Origin of the sequence: Pararhizobium sp. LjRoot235, assembly GCF_964254145.1 — a bacterium.
Lineage (GTDB): Bacteria > Pseudomonadota > Alphaproteobacteria > Rhizobiales > Rhizobiaceae > Pararhizobium.
On the sequence record NZ_CAXUSP020000001.1, the window covers coordinates 961420 to 979233 of the forward strand.

Consider the following 17814-nt stretch of genomic DNA (forward strand, 5'->3'; position numbering starts at 1 on the left):
GGCGCCGGTCCGTATCGGCATTCCCTGCGCATAAAACCTGTGTTTTGTGGGACAGCTTCTCCATTGCCCTGACGTTTACGTATGCGTAATGTCGGGCAGGGTGGAGTTGCTGGAGGAAGAGCATGGATTGTGATGTTCTGGTGATCGGGGCGGGGCTTGCCGGCCTCGTCGCGGCGGTGGAGGCTGCCGACCGGGGGCTCAGGGTCATCGTGCTTGATCAAGAAGGCGAGCAGAATTTGGGCGGACAAGCCTTTTGGTCGCTCGGTGGCTTGCTGTTTATCGATAGCCCAGAGCAGCGGCGCATGCGAATCCGTGACAGCCTCGACCTGGCGCGGCAGGACTGGATGGGGTCGGCGCAGTTCGACCGGCCCGAAGATTATTGGCCGCGCCGCTGGGCCGACGCCTATCTCGATTTTGCCGCTGGCGAAAAGCGCACCTGGCTGCATAGCCAGGGCATGCGCTGGTTTCCGGTTGTCGGCTGGGCGGAGCGCGGAGGTGGTCTTGCACACGGCCACGGAAATTCGGTGCCGCGCTTTCACGTGACGTGGGGCACAGGTCCAGGCGTGCTGGCGCCGTTCATCGCGCGGGCGCGGGCGGCGGAAAGCAAGGGACGCATCCGTTTCCGCTTTCGTCATCGGGTCGACGAACTGATCATGACCAATGGTGCCGTCACGGGCGCAAGGGGATCGGTTCTGAAGACCGACGGCGTGCCGCGCGGCGGGCGCAGTTCGCGCGAGGTCGTAGACGAGTTCTGGTTCGAGGCCGGCGCCGTCGTCGTCTCGTCCGGTGGCATCGGCGGCAATCATGATCTGGTGCGCAAGCAATGGCCGGTCGACCGGCTCGGCCCGCCACCGAACTTCATGGTCAGCGGCGTGCCGGATTATGTCGATGGGCGCATGGTCGAGATTGCCGAACAGGCGCGCGGTTCCGTCATCAATAAGGATCGCATGTGGCATTACACGGAGGGCCTGCGCAACTTCGATCCGATCTGGCCGAACCATGGCGTCCGTATCCTGCCCGGGCCGTCTTCCTTCTGGTGCGATGCCGACGGCAACCGTTTTGCCGCGCCGGCCATGCCGGGCTTCGATACGCTCGGCACCCTGAAGGCGATCCGCAGGACGGGCGCTGACTACAGCTGGTTCATCCTGACCAAGGCGATCATCAGACGAGAATTCGCGCTTTCGGGCTCGGAGCAGAACCCCGACCTTACCGGCAAGGACATCCCGCTGCTTTTGAAACGCCTGGGTAAAAATCCGCCAGGCCCGGTACAGTCCTTTATGGACAGGGGCGAAGACTTCGTCATCCGCGACCGGCTGGACGATCTGGTCGAGGGCATGAATGCGCTCACCGGCGAGGGGCGCCTTCGGCTCGCCCATCTGCGCCACCAGATCGAGGCGCGCGATCGCGAGATCGACAATCCATTTTCGAAGGACGCGCAAGTCACTGCCATTCGCGGCGCCCGCAATTATCTCGGCGACAAGTTGATGCGAACGGCCAAGCCGCACCGGCTGCTCGATCCGAAAGCGGGACCGCTGATTGCCGTGCGCCTCAATATCCTGACGCGAAAGACGCTGGGTGGCCTGCAGACCGATCTCAATGGCCGTGTGCTGGAGCTTTCGGGCGAACCTGTTCCCGGCCTTTATGCGGCAGGCGAAGTTGCAGGTTTCGGCGGCGGCGGCATGCATGGCTACAACGCGCTGGAAGGGACATTCCTAGGTGGCTGCATCTTTTCCGGGCGTGTTGTGGGCCGCAGCATCGGCGCTTGATGCTCGGCCGAAAAGCTCTCCGGGCAACCGGAGAGCTTTGGGCCATCAATCCATCTGAACGTTGGCGTCCTTGACGACCGGACCCCATTTCGCCAGTTCTGCCTTCACATGCGCGGCAAGCTCATCCGGCGTCGAGCCGACGATGGTGGCGCTGAAGCCCTTCATCTTCTCGGCTACGGCCGGGTCCGCCAAGGCCTTCCTGGCGGAAGCATTGAGCCGATCGATCACGTCCTTCGGCGTGCCCGCTGGGGCGAACAGTGCGTTCCAGGTATAGGTCTCATACCCGGGAATGGTTTCGGCGATCGTCGGCACATCCGGGAAAGACGGTGCGCGCTCCTTCGTCGTTACGGCCAAGGCCCTGAGCGTGCCGGATTTGATATGACCGGAGGATGAGGGCAGGTTGTCGAACATGATCGGCACTTGGTTGCCGATGACATCGTTCAGCGCCGGACCTGATCCCTTGTAGGGCACGTGTTGCATGCTGACGCCGGCCATCTTCTTGAACAGTTCGCCGGAGAGATGCAGCGGCGTGCCGTTGCCGGAGGATGCGTAGGAGTATTGCTCAGGGGCCGCCTTCAGAAGCGCCAGAAGCTCCGCGACATTCTTTGCCGGAAGCTGCGGGTTGACCACGAGCACGTTGGGCACGAGCACCAGCAGCGAGACAGGCGCGAAGTCCTTTTCCGGGTCATAGGGCTTTGTCTTCAGGATCAGAGGATTGAGCGCGTGGGTCGCAACCGTTCCCATCAGGATCGTATAGCCATCGGGTTCTGCCCGCGCCACACGGTCGGCACCGAGATTGCCGCCGGCGCCCGCGACGTTTTCCACGATCACCTGCTGGCCGAGATCGTCGGACATCTTCTGGCCGATGATGCGCGCAACCACGTCGGTCGAGCCGCCGGCCGCGAAGGGCACCACCAGCGTTACCGGGCGATCGGGAAACTCTTGCGCCTTTGCTTCACCGCCGAGCGAAAGCGCCGATGTCGCCATCAATGCCAGCGCGAGTGCCGTGCGCCGCTTCAATAAGGACAATGCCATTCAAATCTCCTCCCAGGACGTAGCCACAAAGCTGCAGAAAAACGTGTCGGCGGCAACAATAGCGTCGCCCCATAGAACGGCAACCTCGGGAGAAGAATTAAGGGTTGTACTCAATCGATTTTATTCGGAACAGGACGCCTCATCCAAGCGTCACGACATTGCTTGCTTCAGGGCTGTCATAATCGAACTGCAGCCGCGCCAGCTTGGCATAAAGGCCGCCCTGGCGGACCAGCGAGGCGTGGGTGCCTTCCTCGACGATCCTGCCCTGATCCATGACCAGGATACGATCGGCCTTCAGCACGGTCGCCAGCCGGTGGGCGATGACCAGCGTCGTGCGTTCGCGCATCAGGCCGTCGAGTGCCTTCTGTACTAGCGTTTCGCTCTCGGCGTCGAGCGCGGAGGTCGCCTCGTCGAGCAGCAGAACCGGGGAATTTTTCAGAATCGCGCGGGCGATGGCGATGCGCTGCCGCTGGCCCCCGGACAGCGTAATGCCACGCTCTCCGGCCTGCGTATCGTAGCCCTGATCGAGCTTTGCAATGAATTCATCGGCCTGGGCGGCAATGGCTGCGGCACGCACCATGTCGCGCGATGCGGTGGGCAGGCCGAAGGCGATGTTGTCGTGGATCGAGGCGGCGAAGATGGTGACGTCCTGCGGAACGATGGCGATACGGCCGCGCAGTGCCTCAGGATCGACCAAGCGGATATCGACGTCATCGACGCGGACCGTTCCCTTGGCCGGGTCGTAGAACCGCAACAGCAGCGAGAAGACCGTGCTCTTGCCGGCGCCGGAAGGGCCGACGATGGCGACCGTCTCGCCCGGCTTGACGGCGAAACTCAGGCCCTTGACGCTCTTGTAGCCCGGACGCGAGGGATAGGCGAAATGGACGTCGTCGAAGGTCACTGCTCCTTGTGCCGGCTCCGGCATGGCGACGGGATTGGCAGGTGCCCTGATGTTCGGTTGTTCAGCCAGCAATTCGCTCAAACGCTCGGCAGCGCCCGCTGCCTGCGAGAGCTCGCCCCAGACCTCCGACAACGCGCCGAGGCTGCCTGCGGCAAAGACGGAGTACAGGAGAAACTGGCCGAGCGTGCCGGCCGACAGGGTGCCGGACAGGACGTCCTGCGCACCGAACCATAGGATCGCGACGACGCTGCCGAAGATCATGGTGATGGCAAAGGCGGTGAGGATGGAGCGGGCCTTGATGGCGGCGCGCGCTGCCTCGTAGGCGCTTTCGACCGCGCTGCCATAGCGCGCTTGCGCGACGGCCTCGCCGTTGAAGGCCTGGACGGTGCGGGAGGCGGAGATGGCTTCGCCGGCATACGCCGACGCCGTGGCGAGGGTATCCTGCGCTTCGCGTGAACGCCGGCGCACCGAGCGACCGAAGCCGACAAGCGGGAAGACGATGACGGGGATGGCGATAAGGACCAGGCTTGACAGCTTCGGGCTGGTATAGACCATCATGGCGATGGCCCCGAGACACAGGATAGTGTTGCGCAGAGCAACAGATGCCGTGGCCCCGACGGCGGATTTGATCTGCGTCGCATCGGCGGTCAGCCGCGAGACGATCTCGCCGGACTGGTTGACATCGAAGAAGGACGGGGAAAGCCGGGTGACATGGTCGAAGACGTCGCGGCGCAGATCCGAGACGATCCGCTCGCCGAGTGTGATGACGAAGTAGTAGCGGGTCGCACTGGCCACCGCGAGCACGATCGCCAGAACCATCAGCATCGAGAAATAGGTGTTGATGAAGCCGGAATCGGAGACGGAGAAACCGTGGTCGATCATCCGGCGCACGGCCATCGGCAGCGTCAGCGTCGTGACGGCCGCAATAACGAGCGAAATGCCGGCCCCGATGACAAGATTGCGGTAGCGCCGGATATACGGCAACAGCTTGGCCAGCGGGCGCACGGACCTGCGCCCCGCCTGTTGAACGACCTCATTCGACACATGACCTCCAATACCGGAAGAAGCGGCAAAACTCGCACAAGTCTTCTCCGGCGGTACTTGTTATCCTCATGACCATCATGTATAGGCACGGCATCAAATTGGGAAGCCGTGGTCCCTTGGGTGGTCTGCGGCTTCATTTACGTGTTCGGTCCCCATGCCGCAATGGCCCGCAAATGGCTTGCGACAATTGGACCCTGGAACTTGCAGGAAGATTGTTATGAAGGCTGATATCCATCCCGCTTACCACATGATCAAAGTGGTCATGACCGACGGCACCGAATACGAAACCCGCTCGACCTGGGGTTCGGAAGGCCAGACCATGAACCTCGAAATCGACCCGAAGTCGCACCCGGCCTGGACCGGCGGCAACCAGCAGCTGATGGACCGCGGTGGCCGCGTCTCCAAGTTCAAGAAGCGCTTCGAAGGCCTCGGCCTCTAAGTTTCCATTGCTGGATCAGATTTTGGGAAAGCCCGGTTCGTCCGGGCTTTTTTGCGTTTTGGGGCTTGGAGGCGATACGGGATTGTTGGTCTCGAGCCATCTGGCGGGGAGTCTAGGCTTCCTCCGATAAAAAAGATTAGTATTGACTTATCAATTAGTATCGGCTATTTGATTCCCATGATCGAAGCTGCAAACATCACCGCCGTCCTGCGCACACTCGCCGACCCGACGCGGCGAGCCGTGTTCGAACGGGTCGTCCGGTCCGACGAGATTACCGTCGTCGAGTTGACGCGTGGGAGCGGCGTGACACAGGGCGCCATCTCCCAACATCTCAAGTCATTGAAGCAGGCCGGTCTGGTTGCCGAGCGCCCGGAAGGCCGCAACGTGTATTATCGCGCTGAGCCCGAGGGTCTCGCCCCGCTCGTCGATTGGATGAGCCATTACGGCGTCTTCTGGCGCGAACGCTTCGCAAATCTCAGAACCTTGCTCAAGGAGATCGATCCATGACCGATGCCGCTTTGAAGTCCGACACGCAAGACATCGTGGTCGACGAGGTCTTCCCGCACGCGCCGGAGACGATCTGGTACGCGTTGACATCCGGCGAACTTATGGCTCGCTGGATAATGGCGCCGACAGGATTCGAGGCCGTGGAGGGCAAGCAGTTCACGTTCCAGACTACGGCGGCCGGCGCATGGGACGGTGTCATTCGCTGCCAGGTGCTGGAGGTGATACCTTACGAGCGCTTCGTCTATGCCTGGAAAGGCGGACACGAGGGAAACGTCGGATATGGCTCACGGCTGGACACCGTCGTCACGTTCATCCTTTCCAGGGTTGAAAGTGGGACGCGCCTTCGCCTCATCCACTCCGGTTTCGTGCTACCGCGGAACGACACTGCTTTCAGGAGCATGAGCGAAGGTTGGAAGAAGGTTGTCCGAAACCTCGACGCCGTCGCTGCGGAACAGGCAAACTCGAAGCGACGACACTGACGCGGGTCTGCGAAAGCGGGTCCCACAGGTGCCCGGCGGTTCGACCGGAATGGACCGCTTCCATGCAACAAGCATTTCGACAAACAGGAGGAAACCATGCAGCATCAAGTCGTTTCTCGCGATGAGTGGCTGGAGGCCCGCGTCGCACTGCTCAAGGAGGAGAAGGATCTGACGCGACGCAGCGACGCGCTCGCGCGGCGACGGCAGGAATTGCCGTGGGTCCGGATCGACAAGGAGTATCGTTTCGAGACTGACGAGGGGAACGCCTCGCTGTCAGATCTCTTCAGAGGGCGCTCTCAGCTCCTCATATACCACTTCATGTTGGGCCCCGACTACAAGGCTGGATGTCCGTCCTGTTCATCGATCGCGGACGGGTTCAACGGCTTCGTCGTTCACCTGGAGAATCATGACGTCGCGTTTTCTGCGGTGTCGCGGGCGCCGCTCGCGAAGCTGCAGGCATACAAGCAGCGGATGGGGTGGACGTTTCCCTGGGCGTCCTCGTTCGGCAGCGACTTCAACTTCGACTTCAACGTGTCGTTCACCGAGCAGCAACAGCGCGACGGGACCGTCGAATACAACTACCGGCGCGAGCCGGCGTTGCAACGTGGCGGCGGTGGGGCGCCTGAGATACCCTCCCGTTCGACACCCGACGGGCCTGCGACTGCAGCGGCCATGAGCGGAACCGACGCAGCCACGTTCGCGCGCGAGAGGCCGGGCATGAGCGCCTTCGTTCTCGAAGACGATGTCGTCTATCACACCTATTCCGCCTATGCGCGCGGACTGGATGGCCTCTGGGGCATGTACCAATGGCTCGACCGCGCGCCCAAGGGGCGCAACGAAGAGGGCATCTGGTGGCGCCGCCACGACGAGTACGACCAAGGCTGACCGAGGTACGCGGTTATCGCGGCGTGATCGATTGGGTCTGCCCGCAAGACACTTACGCCAAGGGCGGTTTGGTCGCCCTTGGCGAATGGTAACGCATGGCCAGATGATTCTGCCGAACCCGCTCCATACCTTCGGAACATTCCAACAGCGCTTTATAGGAGAAACGATATGAGCAGAGCTTATACGGGCGGGTGCGCCTGCGGTGCAATCCGCTATGAGATTTCGGCCGAACCGTTGGTGATGAACGACTGCCAGTGCCGCGACTGTCAGCGCAAGAGCGGAACCGGGCACGGGTCCTACCTCACCTTTGCGGACAAGAGGAACGTGAAACTCGAAGGCGCAGCGAAGCATTGGGACATCGTTAGCGACAGCGGTAACGTCAAGACACGCGCGTTCTGCCCCAGCTGTGGGTCACCGGTGTATTTGACGTTCTCGGCGACGCCAGACCTTTTCACCGTGCACGCCGGGAGCCTCGACGACCCAAGCCAATACAAGCCGCAGATGGTAACGTACAACGTGCGCGGTTACGCATGGGACCACGTCGATCCAACACTTCGGAAATTCGACAAGATGCCCTCGGCGTGAAAAGCCGCGATCCTGCTTCGCATCAAGTCTGTCGGACCGGGCAACGCTTCACTTCAGTTGGTCGTCTTGCGCCGCTTGGCCGTCCAAGAACACAAAACCCGGCACAACGGCCGGGTTTGAAGCATTCGGCTGCCTGCCAGGCTCCGATCAATTTGTCCCAAAAGCGGTCTGCAGCAGGGTGAGCTGGGCCTTGACGCCATTCTGGTTGTCGGGCGTGAAGTTCTGGGCTTCCTGCGGGCGGTAAATTTCGCGGTCGAGCAGGGCGACGCGGTTCTGCAGGCGCAGCGAGCGGTCGATCAGATCGCGGAAACCTTCCGGCAGGTCGTTCCAGCCGGGTGCGGTGCGATCGACGTTGAAGCTGTCGAGGCGGACCTTGTTCTTTTCCGACAGGACCTGCTCGCGATTCATCTCGCCATTGTTGACGGCGCGCTGCAGGAGCAGCCAGGATGCCATCTGCATCAGGCGGGTGGTGAGGCGCATCGATTCCGCTGCGTAGAGAACTGATGCCATACGCGGCAGAACCTTGGAGGCGGCACGACCGGGGCCGTCGAGATAGCTCGCGGTCTCTTCAACCAGGCCCATGCCTTCCGCGTAGAGAGCCTTGAACTGCGCCGAAGACGCAGCGTGCCCCGCGAAGCTCACAGTATTCAATCCCCGTTCGGACATGGTCTGCTTTCCCTGGTTAAACGCATCAACTCGGTCAGGTGACAAGCGGGTCAACAGGAAGTTTCCGGCCGCTCGTTCTATTGTTGGAACATGATCCCATAGCGCATTTCGCGCAAGCCTATTCTTAATAAAGGGTTAATCTCCACAATTCTTTGACGGCTGGGGAAAAAAGGCAAAAAAAAGAGCCGCAAACGCGGCTCTCAAGGTAAAACAGGGAGAAAAATCAGACCAATCGCCAAACGCGGAATTGTCTGAGTCCAGAGCGATCCGGATGCGTCAGTAATACCTTATAAGGCTTAATGAAGCGTTATGGCGGCCGGATTCTCGGCGATGCAATGTCTTGTTTTCCGCTTTTGACCTCGATTTGGTTGCTGCAACGGGCCGCATCACGAACGAAAGAACTTTTCAGCCGCCGACTTGCTTGCCGATTTGCTTGCTCTTTCCGCTTCAAGGCGCGCGATTTCCTGTTTCAGCATCTCGATACGCAATGCGAGCTCTTCGGCCGAAAGAAGCGAGAGGTCACAGCCGATCTCGTGGGCCGGCTGTTTCTTGGGACGGTCGTCGTCAAACAGGCTCATGCGAACCTCCGTTCGGGCTCGTCGTCGCTTCTTTCCTCGAGAGGAGCTGCCCGCGGCGACAGTTGCAGGCTTTCCGGCGTCGTCAGGGTGCCGGGGTTGATGGTCGAGTAGGCGTCGCGTTCCGATGCCGGCACTGCGGCACGCATGCGGCTGCGGAAGATCGCGTAAGCCGTGATCAGCACATGGGCGCAGGCGGTGATCATGAACAGGCCGTAGGGGCCGGTGACGGTCATGATCGGGCCGCCGATGGTCGGGCCGATGATCGTGCCGATGCCGTAGAGCAAGAGCAGGCCGCCGGAAATCTTGACGAAGTCCTCCGGCGTGGCGAAATCGTTGGCATGCGAGACGGCGATCGGATAGAGCGCGTTGGCGGTTGCGCCATAGACGCCGACGAGCGCGATCAGGAGAACGACGCCCGTCGGTTCGACCAGGAAGATCAGTGCGCCGGCAATCGCGGCGATGGCGGCAAGCGCGGCCAGAACATAGCGGCGGTCGATCATGTCCGAGAGGCGCCCGGCGGGGAACTGCATTACGGCGCCAGCGAAGATCGTCGTACTCATCATCAGCGCGACAGTGCTGTCGGTAAGTCCCACCTGACGGCCGAAGACGGCGCCGAGCGTGCCGTAAGCGCCATTGGCGATGCCAATGAGCAGGATACCGAGGAAGGAAATCGGTGAGTTGCGATAGAGCGCCGGCAGGTCGAGGCTAACCTGTTTCAGCGGTTGCGGTGAGGCCGCGGTCGACAGGAGCGTCGGCAGCATGGCCAGGCAGTAGACGATGCCGGCGCACATGAAAAACAGCGTCGTCGACGTATCGCCGAACGGGATCATCAACTGACCGCCGACGACGCCCATCAGGGTGATGGCGATGTAGAGCGAGAAGATCGCGCCGCGGCTCTCATTGGTGGCGCGCTCGTTCAGCCAGCTTTCGATGATCATCGAGGTTCCGGCCGTCGAGAAGCCGGTGAAGGCGCGTAGCACCACCCACCAGATCGGATCGACGAGAATGCCGGTCAAAAGCGCGATGATCGCCAGGATGGAAGCAAAGCAACTGAAGGCGCGCACATGGCCGGCGCGCTTGACGATGGTCGGCGCCAGCAGGCAGCCCAGCACGAAGCCGCTGGCCCAGGAGGTGCCGAGCAGGCCGAGCAGCGTCGTTGAATACCCTTCCGTCGTGCCGCGCACCGGCAGCAACAGGCTGTGCAATCCATTTCCAAGGAAGAGAAACAGCGTTCCAAGCAGAAGTGAGGTGACGGGAAGAAGGTTTTTTCTCATGTGAAATCCGCTGGTTCCGGGTTGCGCCGAAAAGTAGGGCGATGCCACCACAATTGCCAGCCGGAAATTTTTATTGAGTGAGATTGGAAAGGACGTTCTAACCCTGTTCGCGCGCAAAAGTGACGCGCGTGTGACGGCCTGAAGTCCTGCCGAGTTCTTTTCCACAACAGAGAAAAATGATGTCCAAAGCGTTAACGGTACTCCTGCTTCTGGCCATGGTGATCCAGATCCTGAAGCCGCTCAACCTGCCTGGACTGCGCCAGCGCCGAGACTTCTGGAAAGTCGCCGCCTTTGCGATCGCCGCGATGATGCTGATGGTGTTGATCCGGCCCTAAAGGCTGATGCTGCCGCACATGACGGCGATACAGCGCCCGGCGATCCGCACGCTGCGAACCAGCCCATCCGATTTGCGCACGGTCAATTCTATCAGGCTCCGGCGTCCCATTTCGATGCCCTGCTCGATGGTGACGTTGATGTCGAGGTCGCGATCCGGCTGCAGCGAGGCGAGAAGCGCCCCCAGCGCCCCGGAGGCGCTTCCGGTTGCCGGATCCTCGATGACGTTGTCGAGCGGCGCAAACATCCGGGCGCGAAGATGCCACGGATTGTCGGGCAGGTGCGTATAGAGAAACAGCGCGAACTGCTCGCCCTCGCACGAGAATCGCCGGTCGGTCTCGGCAAAGGCAGCGGTGTTGGGGCAGGCGCGCGCGAGCGTTTCCAGGTCTGAGACCTCGGCGAGCGCGAAGGGCAGGCCGACGGAGGTGATGACGGGAGCATGGGTCTCCGTGCGAATCTCGCCGGCGCTGATGGAGGCGCAGCGGGCGACGGTGTCGCTGTCGATTTGCCGCCCAACCGATAGCGGCTGCGGCGCGAGAATGCTGGCACCGGCGACGCGTCCGTCGTCGCGAAGTAGCGCCGCCTCGACGATACCCGCCTTTTCTTCGAAACGAAGGACATCCCCAGACGCCTTTCCGAAAACATCCGTCTGGGCGCCGAGCACGAAGGCGGTGCCGACATTGGGATGGCCGGCGAAGGGGATTTCCATGGTCGGCGTGAAAATCCTCACCCGCGCCGTGTTGGCTGGGTCTTCCGGCGGAAGCACGAAGGTAACTTCGGAATAACGGAATTCAGCCGCGATCTGCTGCATCTGTGCATCGGACAATCCGCGTGCATCGGGGATCACCCCAAGCTGGTTTCCGGCAAACCGCTCGTTGGCGAAAACATCGACGGTGACATAGGCGACGCTGTCCATAAGTTGCTTGCTCCCGTTCCGGCTGAGACCAGTTCAAGGAGATAAAGGAGAGCGAATGCCGGGCGAAGTGCGTTCTTGTCACCCGGACAATCGAGGTGGCGTTTGTTCAAGGCCGGCGCGGAGACGAAAAGTGCCTTGTGAGAAAGCACGTGTAGATGCCGACAAAGAAAACCCGGCCGCATGCGCGGGCCGGGTCTTCTCCCCTCCCTGTAACTTTAAATCAGGCGGCCCGTTCGAACTCCTTCTTCCAGCCGCCCGTTGCAGCAAGGCTGCACATCTTTGCGCGGTGGGTGAAAGCGCGCTGGCCGGCAGCGACGTTTTCCGGCTTGCCGCTCCAGGCCGTCAGAGCCTCGGTCTGCAGTGCGCGGCCATAGGAGAAGGTCATGCCCCAGGGCAGGTCGGAGCCGGCCTTGATGGCGGAGAGATGCGCCGTGGCCTCTTCCGTCGACTGGCCGCCGGAGAGGAAGGCGATGCCCGGAACGGCAGCGGGCACGGTGCGTTTCAGGACTTTCACCGTGCGCTCGGCAACCTCTGCGACCGATGCCTGCCGAGCCTTCTTGCCGTCGATGATCATGCTCGGCTTGAGGATCATGCCTTCAAGGCTGACGCGGGCATCGCTCAGTTCCTCGAACACGATCCGCAGCGTTTCCTCGGTGACTTCTTCCGAACGGTCGATTGAGTGGTTGCCGGGTGCGCCGTCCATCAGCACTTCCGGTTCGACGATCGGGACGATGCCGGCTTCCTGGCAGAGGGCTGCGTAACGGGCCAGCGCCTGCGCATTGGCCTTGATCGCGCCGAAGCTCGGCAGGACGTCGGATACGGAGATGACGCCGCGCCATTTGGCAAAACGGGCACCGGCGTCATAATAGGTCTTCAGGCGGCCGGCCAGGCCATCGAGGCCCTCGGTGATCGTCTCGCCCGGGAATTTCGCCATCGGCTTTGCGCCTGTATCGACCTTGATGCCGGGAACGGCACCCGCGGCGCGGATGATGTCAACGAAGGGCGTGCCGTCTGCCGCCTTCTGAAACAGGGTCTCCTCGTAAAGGATGACGCCGGAAATATAGGACTTCATGGCCTCGTCGGCGCGAAACAGCAGCTCGCGATAGTCGCGGCGCGATGTTTCGGTCGATGCAAGGCCGATCGTATCGAAGCGCTTGCCGATCGTCGCAGTGGACTCGTCTGCTGCCAACAGGCCCTTGCCGGTCGCCACCATGGCTGCTGCAATGTCTTCAAGTCTTTCGCTCATATGCGTTCTCCTGGTTGTCCTACAGCTCGCCGATAGCAGAAGAATAGGGCAAGGAAAATGAAAGTTAAATTCTTTAAAACGATTAAAATTAATTTAATCGTTTGAAATATTGGGGTTTATTGTTGCGATGCATCCAAACACAGTGCGATGCAACGAAAAAACCCCGGCACAGGCCGGGGTGATGGAAGTAGTTGTCGCAGCGGCGCTGGTTTATTTCTGCTGGTGCAGAATGTCGACGCCGGGGAGCGGTTTGCCCTCCATCCATTCGAGGAAGGCGCCGCCTGCGGTTGAGACATAGCTGAGGTCGTCAGCCACTTCCGCGTGGTTCATCGCCGCGACCGTATCGCCGCCGCCGGCGACGGAGACGAGCGCGCCGCTCTTGGTGCGGGCAGCAGCGTGCTTGGCAACGGCAACGGTGGCCTTGTCGAAAGGCGCGATTTCGAAGGCGCCGAGCGGGCCGTTCCAGACAAGGGTTTCGGCCTTGCTCACCCAGTCGTTGATGGCGATGATCGATTTCGGTCCAACGTCCAGCACCATGGCGTCGGCCGGGATCGCTTCGATATCGACCACCTCGTTGTCGGCGCCTGCCTTGAATTCGCGGGCAACGACGCCGTCGACCGGCAGCACGATGGCGCAGCCGGCGGACGCGGCTTCCGTCATGATCTGCCTGGCGGTGCCGGCAAGGTCATGTTCGCAGAGCGACTTGCCGACATTGGTGCCGCGCGCGGCGATGAAGGTATTGGCCATGCCGCCGCCGATGACGAGGGCATCGACCTTCATCACGAGGTTCATCAAGAGGTCGATCTTGGTCGAGACCTTGGCGCCGCCGACGATGGCAACGACGGGACGCTTCGGATTGCCGAGACCTTTTTCGAGAGCCTCGAGTTCCGCCTGCATGGTGCGGCCGGCATAGGCGGGCAGCAGATGGGCGAGGCCTTCCGTCGAGGAATGGGCGCGGTGGGCGGCGGAGAAAGCATCGTTGACATAGATGTCGCCATTGGCGGCGAGCGCCTTGGTGAAATCCGCGTCGTTCTTTTCCTCGCCCTTGTGGAAGCGGGTGTTTTCCATGAGCAGGACATCGCCGTCGTTCATGCCGGCAACGCCGCTTGCTGCCTTCTCGCCGATGCAGTCAGCGGCGAATTGGACGCGCTGGTCGAGAATGTCCTCGACTGCCGGGGCGATCAGCGACAACGACATGTCGGCGACGGGTTCACCCTTCGGACGGCCGAAATGGGCGAGCAGGATGACCTTGGCGCCCTTTTCCGAGAGTTCGCGGATCGTCGGCACGACGCGCTCGATGCGGGTCGCGTCGGTCACCTTGCCGTCCTTGACCGGCACGTTTAGATCGACGCGGACAAGCACGCGCTTGCCGGCGATGTCGGTGAGGTCGTCGAGGGTCTTGAAAGTCATGATCGGTCTCCGGTCATAGTCTCTGGAAAAGGGTGGGATAATCGGTCACCAGCCCGTCCTCGTCCACCGGCAGTTCGACGGTGAAGGCGCGGTCTTCCGCCTCGTAGCGATAGAGCCGGTCTTCCTCGAGGCAGGCGTAGGTCTGGCCATCGGGAAATGGCTCGAACGTATCGAAGGGCACATAGAGCATGGTGAGTTTGGCGGTGCCGTCCCGAGGCGTCAGGCCGAGGCGGCGAATGGGCAGCGTGTTGGTAAAGGGCGTTCCGGCAAGATCGATATCGATGCAGCCGTCAAGGGCGGGGAAGGCGCTGCCGTCCGCGCCGCGCCAGCGGCCCTTGCCGTCGGACACGAGTGAAAGCCGTTGACCTTCGGTCGTTTCGATGCTGAAGGCGAGGACGGTCCAATGCGGATCGCAGTCGATAATATAGCGCACACCATAGGCGCGGCCGCCGCGTTCGCCAATCAGCACGCTCGACGCGCGGAGGCCCGCGCCATCGACCGGCGCGATCGTCAGGTGTTCGAGCCCTTCCCCCTCAAGCGGACGCCAGCGTACCGTTGTTGGGGAAAGGGCGCGAAACATGACTTTAGATCAGCTTTGCCATTGCAACGGCCGTGTCGGCCATGCGGTTGGAGAAGCCCCATTCATTGTCGTACCAGGAGAGGATACGCACGAACTTGCCTTCCAGAACCTTGGTCTGGTCGTTGGCGAAGATCGAGGAATGGCTGTCATGGTTGAAGTCGCGCGAAACCAGCGGCTCGTCGGTGTAGCCAAGGATACCCTTGAGCGCGCCGTCCGAGGCTGCCTTGATCGCACCGTTGATTTCCGCAACCGTCGTGTCGCGCTTGGCGACGAACTTGAAGTCGACGACCGAGACGTTCGGGGTTGGAACGCGGATCGAGGTGCCGTCGAGCTTGCCCTTGAGGTGCGGCAGGACGAGGCCGACCGCCTTGGCGGCGCCGGTCGATGTCGGAATCATCGACAGGGCGGCTGCGCGGGCGCGGTACAGATCCTTGTGCATCGTGTCGAGCGTCGGCTGGTCGCCGGTATAGGAATGGATCGTCGTCATGAAGCCATGGTCGATGCCGACGACGTCGTCCAGGGTCTTGACGACCGGCACCAGGCAGTTGGTCGTGCAGGATGCGTTGGAGATGACCAGGTGTTCCCTGGTCAGTTCGTTGTGGTTGACACCGAAGACGACGGTCAGGTCAGCGCCGTCGGCCGGAGCCGAAACGATGACGCGCTTGGCGCCCGCCTGAAGGTGGAGGGCAGCCTTGTCGCGGGCGGTGAAGATGCCGGTGCATTCGAGCGCGATATCGACGCCCATCGCGCCATGCGGCAGGGTTGCCGGATCCTTGATCGCCGTCACCTTGATCGGCTTGCCACCGGCAACGATGATGGTGTCGCCTTCGACCTTCACGTCCGCCGGGAACTTGCCGTGGATCGAATCGTAGCGAAGCAGGTGCGCATTGGTCTCGACAGGGCCGAGATCGTTGATGGCAACGACTTCGATGTCGGTGCGGCCGGATTCGACGATGGCGCGAAGGACGTTGCGGCCGATGCGGCCAAAGCCGTTGATGGCAACTTTTACAGTCATTTCAGGTCTCTCCCTGTCTAAGGTCTCGGTGGGGAAAACAGGGCGCGTTGGGCCGCGCCCTGTGAAGGAAAATCAGGCGAGCTTCTTTTCGGCGGCGGCGACGATCGCCTCTGCGGTGATGCCGAAGTGCTTGAACAGATCCTTGGCCGGGCCGGATGCGCCGAAGGAATGCATGCCGATGAAATCGCCATCCGAGCCGATGAAATAATCCCAGCCCTGACGGACAGCCGCTTCGGCGGCGATCTTCACCGGCGCATTGCCGATGACGGCCTTGCGATAGGCTTCCGGCTGTTCGGCGAAGAGTTCGAAGCAGGGCACGGAGACGACACGGGCAGCGATGCCCTTACCGTTCAGGTCGGCCGCTGCCTTGACGGCGAGCTCGACTTCCGAACCTGATGCGAAGATCGAGACTTTGGCATTGTCGGCGGCAACCAGTTCATAGGCACCCTTGGCGCAGAGGTTTTCAGCCTCGTATTTCAGGCGGGACGGCGCAAGGTTCTGACGGGTCAGCGCCAGACCGGACGGACGATGCCGTTCCTTGAGCGCCAGCTGCCAGCATTCGGCGGTTTCAACGGCGTCGGCCGGCCGGAACATCAGGAGGTTGGGGATGGCTCGCAGCGCGGCCATGTGCTCGATCGGCTCGTGCGTCGGGCCATCTTCGCCGACGCCGATGGAATCGTGCGTCAGGACGTGGATGACGCGGATGCCCATCAGGGCCGCGAGGCGGATGGACGGACGGCAATAGTCCGTGAAGATCATGAAGCCGCCGGAGTAGGGAATGAGACCGCCGTGCAGCGCGATGCCGTTCATGGCGGCAGCCATGCCGTGTTCGCGAATGCCCCAGTGCATGTAGCGGCCGGAGAAATCGGTCGGGGTGATCGACTTCATCTGGCTGGTCTTGGTGTTGTTCGACGGCGTCAGGTCGGCCGAGCCGCCGAGCGTCTCGGGCAGCGTGCCGTTGATGACTTCAAGCGCGTCTTCGGAGGCCTTGCGGGTGGCGACTGTCGGCGGCGCGTCGGCGATCTTCTTCTTGTAGGCGTCGACGGCGGCATCGAGGTTTTCAGGCAGTTCGCCGGCGAAGCGGCGGGTGAATTCGGACTTCTTGGCCGTCTCGGTCGCATCCAGGCGGCCTTCCCATTCCCTGCGTGCGCCAACGGAACGTTTGCCGGCTGCGCGCCATGCCTCGAGAATGTCGGCCGGGACGGTGAAGGCCTCAGCTTCCCAATCGAGCGCCCTGCGGGTTGCGGCAATTTCCTCGGCCCCGAGCGGCGAACCATGGACCTTGTGGGTACCGGCCTTGTTCGGCGCGCCGAAGCCGATGACGGTCTTGGCTGCGATGAAGGTAGGGCGATCGGATTTCTGGGCGGCTTCGATGGCGGCTGCGATCTCCTCCGGATTGTGGCCGTCGACGCGGATCGTGTTCCAGTGAACGGCCTGGAAGCGGGCAATCTGGTCGGTCGAATCCGAGAGGCTTACGGCTCCGTCGATGGTGATGTTGTTGTCGTCCCAGAAGAGGACCAGCTTGTTGAGCTTCAGGTGGCCGGCAAGCGCGATCGCCTCGTGGCTGATGCCTTCCATCAGGCAGCCGTCACCGCAGAGGACGTAGGTGTAATGGTTCTGCAGTTCGCTGCCGAATTCTTCGGCGAGCTTGCGCTCGGCGATCGCCATGCCGACGGCATTGGCAATGCCCTGGCCGAGCGGGCCGGTGGTCGTTTCGATGCCCGAGGCATGGCCGTATTCCGGGTGGCCGGCGGTCTTCGAGCCGAGCTGGCGGAACAGCTTGAGGTCCTCCATCGTCATGTCTTCGTAGCCGGTCAGATGAAGCAGCGAATAGATCAGCATGGAGCCATGGCCGGCCGATAGCACGAAGCGGTCGCGGTCCGCCCAGAGCGGGGCCTTCGGATCGAACTTCAGGTAACGGGAGAATAGAACCGTTGCCACGTCGGCGGCGCCCATCGGCAGGCCGGGGTGACCCGAATTGGCTTTTTCGACGGCGTCCATGGAAAGGAAACGGATCGCATTTGCCATCCGGTCGTGTTGTTTGCGAGAGATCATTGACTGTTCCGCTTGAGTTCGGTGGACAGGGAACGGTCTCTATCCTCCAAAGACCGTGTAAGAAAGCGGCTGACACATAGCATCTGCTTCGTCGGAGTCA

18 protein-coding genes are annotated in these 17814 nt (G+C 61.8%); 7 read left to right on the forward strand and 11 right to left on the reverse strand.

Annotated features, from left to right (window positions below; all coding sequences use genetic code 11):
* The first annotated feature begins 122 nt into the window (after nucleotides 1–122).
* The gene (locus ACSQ2Z_RS04515) at nucleotides 123–1766 is read left to right on the forward strand and encodes an FAD-binding dehydrogenase (RefSeq protein ID WP_436080104.1); all 1644 of its coding nucleotides are present in this window, start codon (nucleotides 123–125) and stop codon (nucleotides 1764–1766) included.
* 45 nt (nucleotides 1767–1811) lie between these two features.
* Here ACSQ2Z_RS04515 and ACSQ2Z_RS04520 read toward each other — a convergent pair whose 3' ends face one another.
* Both ACSQ2Z_RS04520 and ACSQ2Z_RS04525 read right to left on the reverse strand, forming a co-directional pair.
* The gene (locus ACSQ2Z_RS04520) at nucleotides 1812–2801 is read right to left on the reverse strand and encodes a Bug family tripartite tricarboxylate transporter substrate binding protein (protein ID WP_436080105.1); all 990 of its coding nucleotides are present in this window, start codon (nucleotides 2799–2801) and stop codon (nucleotides 1812–1814) included.
* 139 nt (nucleotides 2802–2940) lie between these two features.
* Nucleotides 2941–4746 carry an ABC transporter ATP-binding protein/permease gene (locus ACSQ2Z_RS04525; RefSeq protein WP_436080106.1) on the reverse strand — a complete coding sequence of 602 codons (1806 nt, stop codon included), beginning with the start codon at nucleotides 4744–4746 and terminating at the stop codon, nucleotides 2941–2943.
* 217 nt (nucleotides 4747–4963) lie between these two features.
* Between ACSQ2Z_RS04525 and rpmE the strand changes: the two genes are divergently transcribed.
* The 5 genes from rpmE (at nucleotide 4964) to ACSQ2Z_RS04550 (ending at nucleotide 7641) form a co-directional block, all read left to right on the forward strand.
* The gene (gene rpmE, locus ACSQ2Z_RS04530) at nucleotides 4964–5185 is read left to right on the forward strand and encodes a 50S ribosomal protein L31 (RefSeq protein ID WP_018327882.1); all 222 of its coding nucleotides are present in this window, start codon (nucleotides 4964–4966) and stop codon (nucleotides 5183–5185) included.
* A gap of 177 nt (nucleotides 5186–5362) precedes the next feature.
* A complete protein-coding gene (locus ACSQ2Z_RS04535; protein WP_112846878.1) occupies nucleotides 5363–5692 on the forward strand; it encodes a metalloregulator ArsR/SmtB family transcription factor in 330 nt (109 codons plus the stop codon).
* Nucleotides 5689–6171: an SRPBCC family protein gene (locus ACSQ2Z_RS04540; protein WP_436080107.1), complete on the forward strand. Its 483-nt coding sequence runs from the start codon at nucleotides 5689–5691 to the stop codon at nucleotides 6169–6171. The genes ACSQ2Z_RS04535 and ACSQ2Z_RS04540 overlap by 4 nt, the downstream gene beginning before the upstream one ends.
* A gap of 96 nt (nucleotides 6172–6267) precedes the next feature.
* Nucleotides 6268–7056: a DUF899 domain-containing protein gene (locus ACSQ2Z_RS04545; RefSeq protein ID WP_436080108.1), complete on the forward strand. Its 789-nt coding sequence runs from the start codon at nucleotides 6268–6270 to the stop codon at nucleotides 7054–7056.
* A gap of 168 nt (nucleotides 7057–7224) precedes the next feature.
* On the forward strand, nucleotides 7225–7641 hold the full coding sequence (locus ACSQ2Z_RS04550; protein WP_436080109.1) for a GFA family protein: 417 nt from the start codon (nucleotides 7225–7227) through the stop codon (nucleotides 7639–7641).
* 147 nt (nucleotides 7642–7788) lie between these two features.
* Here the strand turns inward: ACSQ2Z_RS04550 and rcdA are convergent, their stop codons facing one another.
* From rcdA to ACSQ2Z_RS04565, 3 genes are all read right to left on the reverse strand, one after another.
* A complete protein-coding gene (gene rcdA, locus ACSQ2Z_RS04555) occupies nucleotides 7789–8307 on the reverse strand; it encodes a protease adaptor protein RcdA (RefSeq protein WP_018327877.1) in 519 nt (172 codons plus the stop codon).
* Between the two features lie 386 nt (nucleotides 8308–8693).
* Nucleotides 8694–8885, reverse strand: a complete 192-nt coding sequence (locus ACSQ2Z_RS04560; RefSeq protein WP_436080110.1) for a DUF1192 domain-containing protein — start codon at nucleotides 8883–8885, stop codon at nucleotides 8694–8696.
* Nucleotides 8882–10159, reverse strand: a complete 1278-nt coding sequence (locus ACSQ2Z_RS04565; protein WP_436080111.1) for an MFS transporter — start codon at nucleotides 10157–10159, stop codon at nucleotides 8882–8884. Before ACSQ2Z_RS04565 ends, ACSQ2Z_RS04560 begins: the two co-directional genes overlap by 4 nt.
* Before the next feature lie 179 nt (nucleotides 10160–10338).
* Here ACSQ2Z_RS04565 and ACSQ2Z_RS04570 point away from each other — a divergent pair, with 179 nt between their 5' ends.
* Nucleotides 10339–10494 (forward strand): hypothetical protein, encoded by a 156-nt coding sequence (locus ACSQ2Z_RS04570; protein ID WP_436080112.1) that lies wholly within the window; start codon nucleotides 10339–10341, stop codon nucleotides 10492–10494.
* Here ACSQ2Z_RS04570 and ACSQ2Z_RS04575 read toward each other — a convergent pair.
* From ACSQ2Z_RS04575 to tkt, 6 genes are all read right to left on the reverse strand, one after another.
* The gene (locus tag ACSQ2Z_RS04575; RefSeq protein ID WP_436080113.1) at nucleotides 10491–11408 is read right to left on the reverse strand and encodes a PhzF family phenazine biosynthesis protein; all 918 of its coding nucleotides are present in this window, start codon (nucleotides 11406–11408) and stop codon (nucleotides 10491–10493) included. The genes ACSQ2Z_RS04570 and ACSQ2Z_RS04575 overlap by 4 nt on opposite strands.
* Nucleotides 11409–11628: 220 nt before the next feature.
* Nucleotides 11629–12654: a class I fructose-bisphosphate aldolase gene (locus ACSQ2Z_RS04580; protein WP_436080114.1), complete on the reverse strand. Its 1026-nt coding sequence runs from the start codon at nucleotides 12652–12654 to the stop codon at nucleotides 11629–11631.
* Between the two features lie 210 nt (nucleotides 12655–12864).
* Nucleotides 12865–14064, reverse strand: coding sequence for a phosphoglycerate kinase (locus ACSQ2Z_RS04585; protein WP_436080115.1), 1200 nt, complete (start codon nucleotides 14062–14064; stop codon nucleotides 12865–12867).
* A gap of 13 nt (nucleotides 14065–14077) precedes the next feature.
* The gene (locus ACSQ2Z_RS04590; protein ID WP_436080116.1) at nucleotides 14078–14644 is read right to left on the reverse strand and encodes a putative glycolipid-binding domain-containing protein; all 567 of its coding nucleotides are present in this window, start codon (nucleotides 14642–14644) and stop codon (nucleotides 14078–14080) included.
* 4 nt (nucleotides 14645–14648) lie between these two features.
* On the reverse strand, nucleotides 14649–15659 hold the full coding sequence (gene gap, locus ACSQ2Z_RS04595) for a type I glyceraldehyde-3-phosphate dehydrogenase (RefSeq protein WP_113004401.1): 1011 nt from the start codon (nucleotides 15657–15659) through the stop codon (nucleotides 14649–14651).
* A gap of 72 nt (nucleotides 15660–15731) precedes the next feature.
* Nucleotides 15732–17714: a transketolase gene (gene tkt / locus ACSQ2Z_RS04600; protein ID WP_436080117.1), complete on the reverse strand. Its 1983-nt coding sequence runs from the start codon at nucleotides 17712–17714 to the stop codon at nucleotides 15732–15734.
* Between the last annotated feature and the right edge of the window lie 100 nt (nucleotides 17715–17814).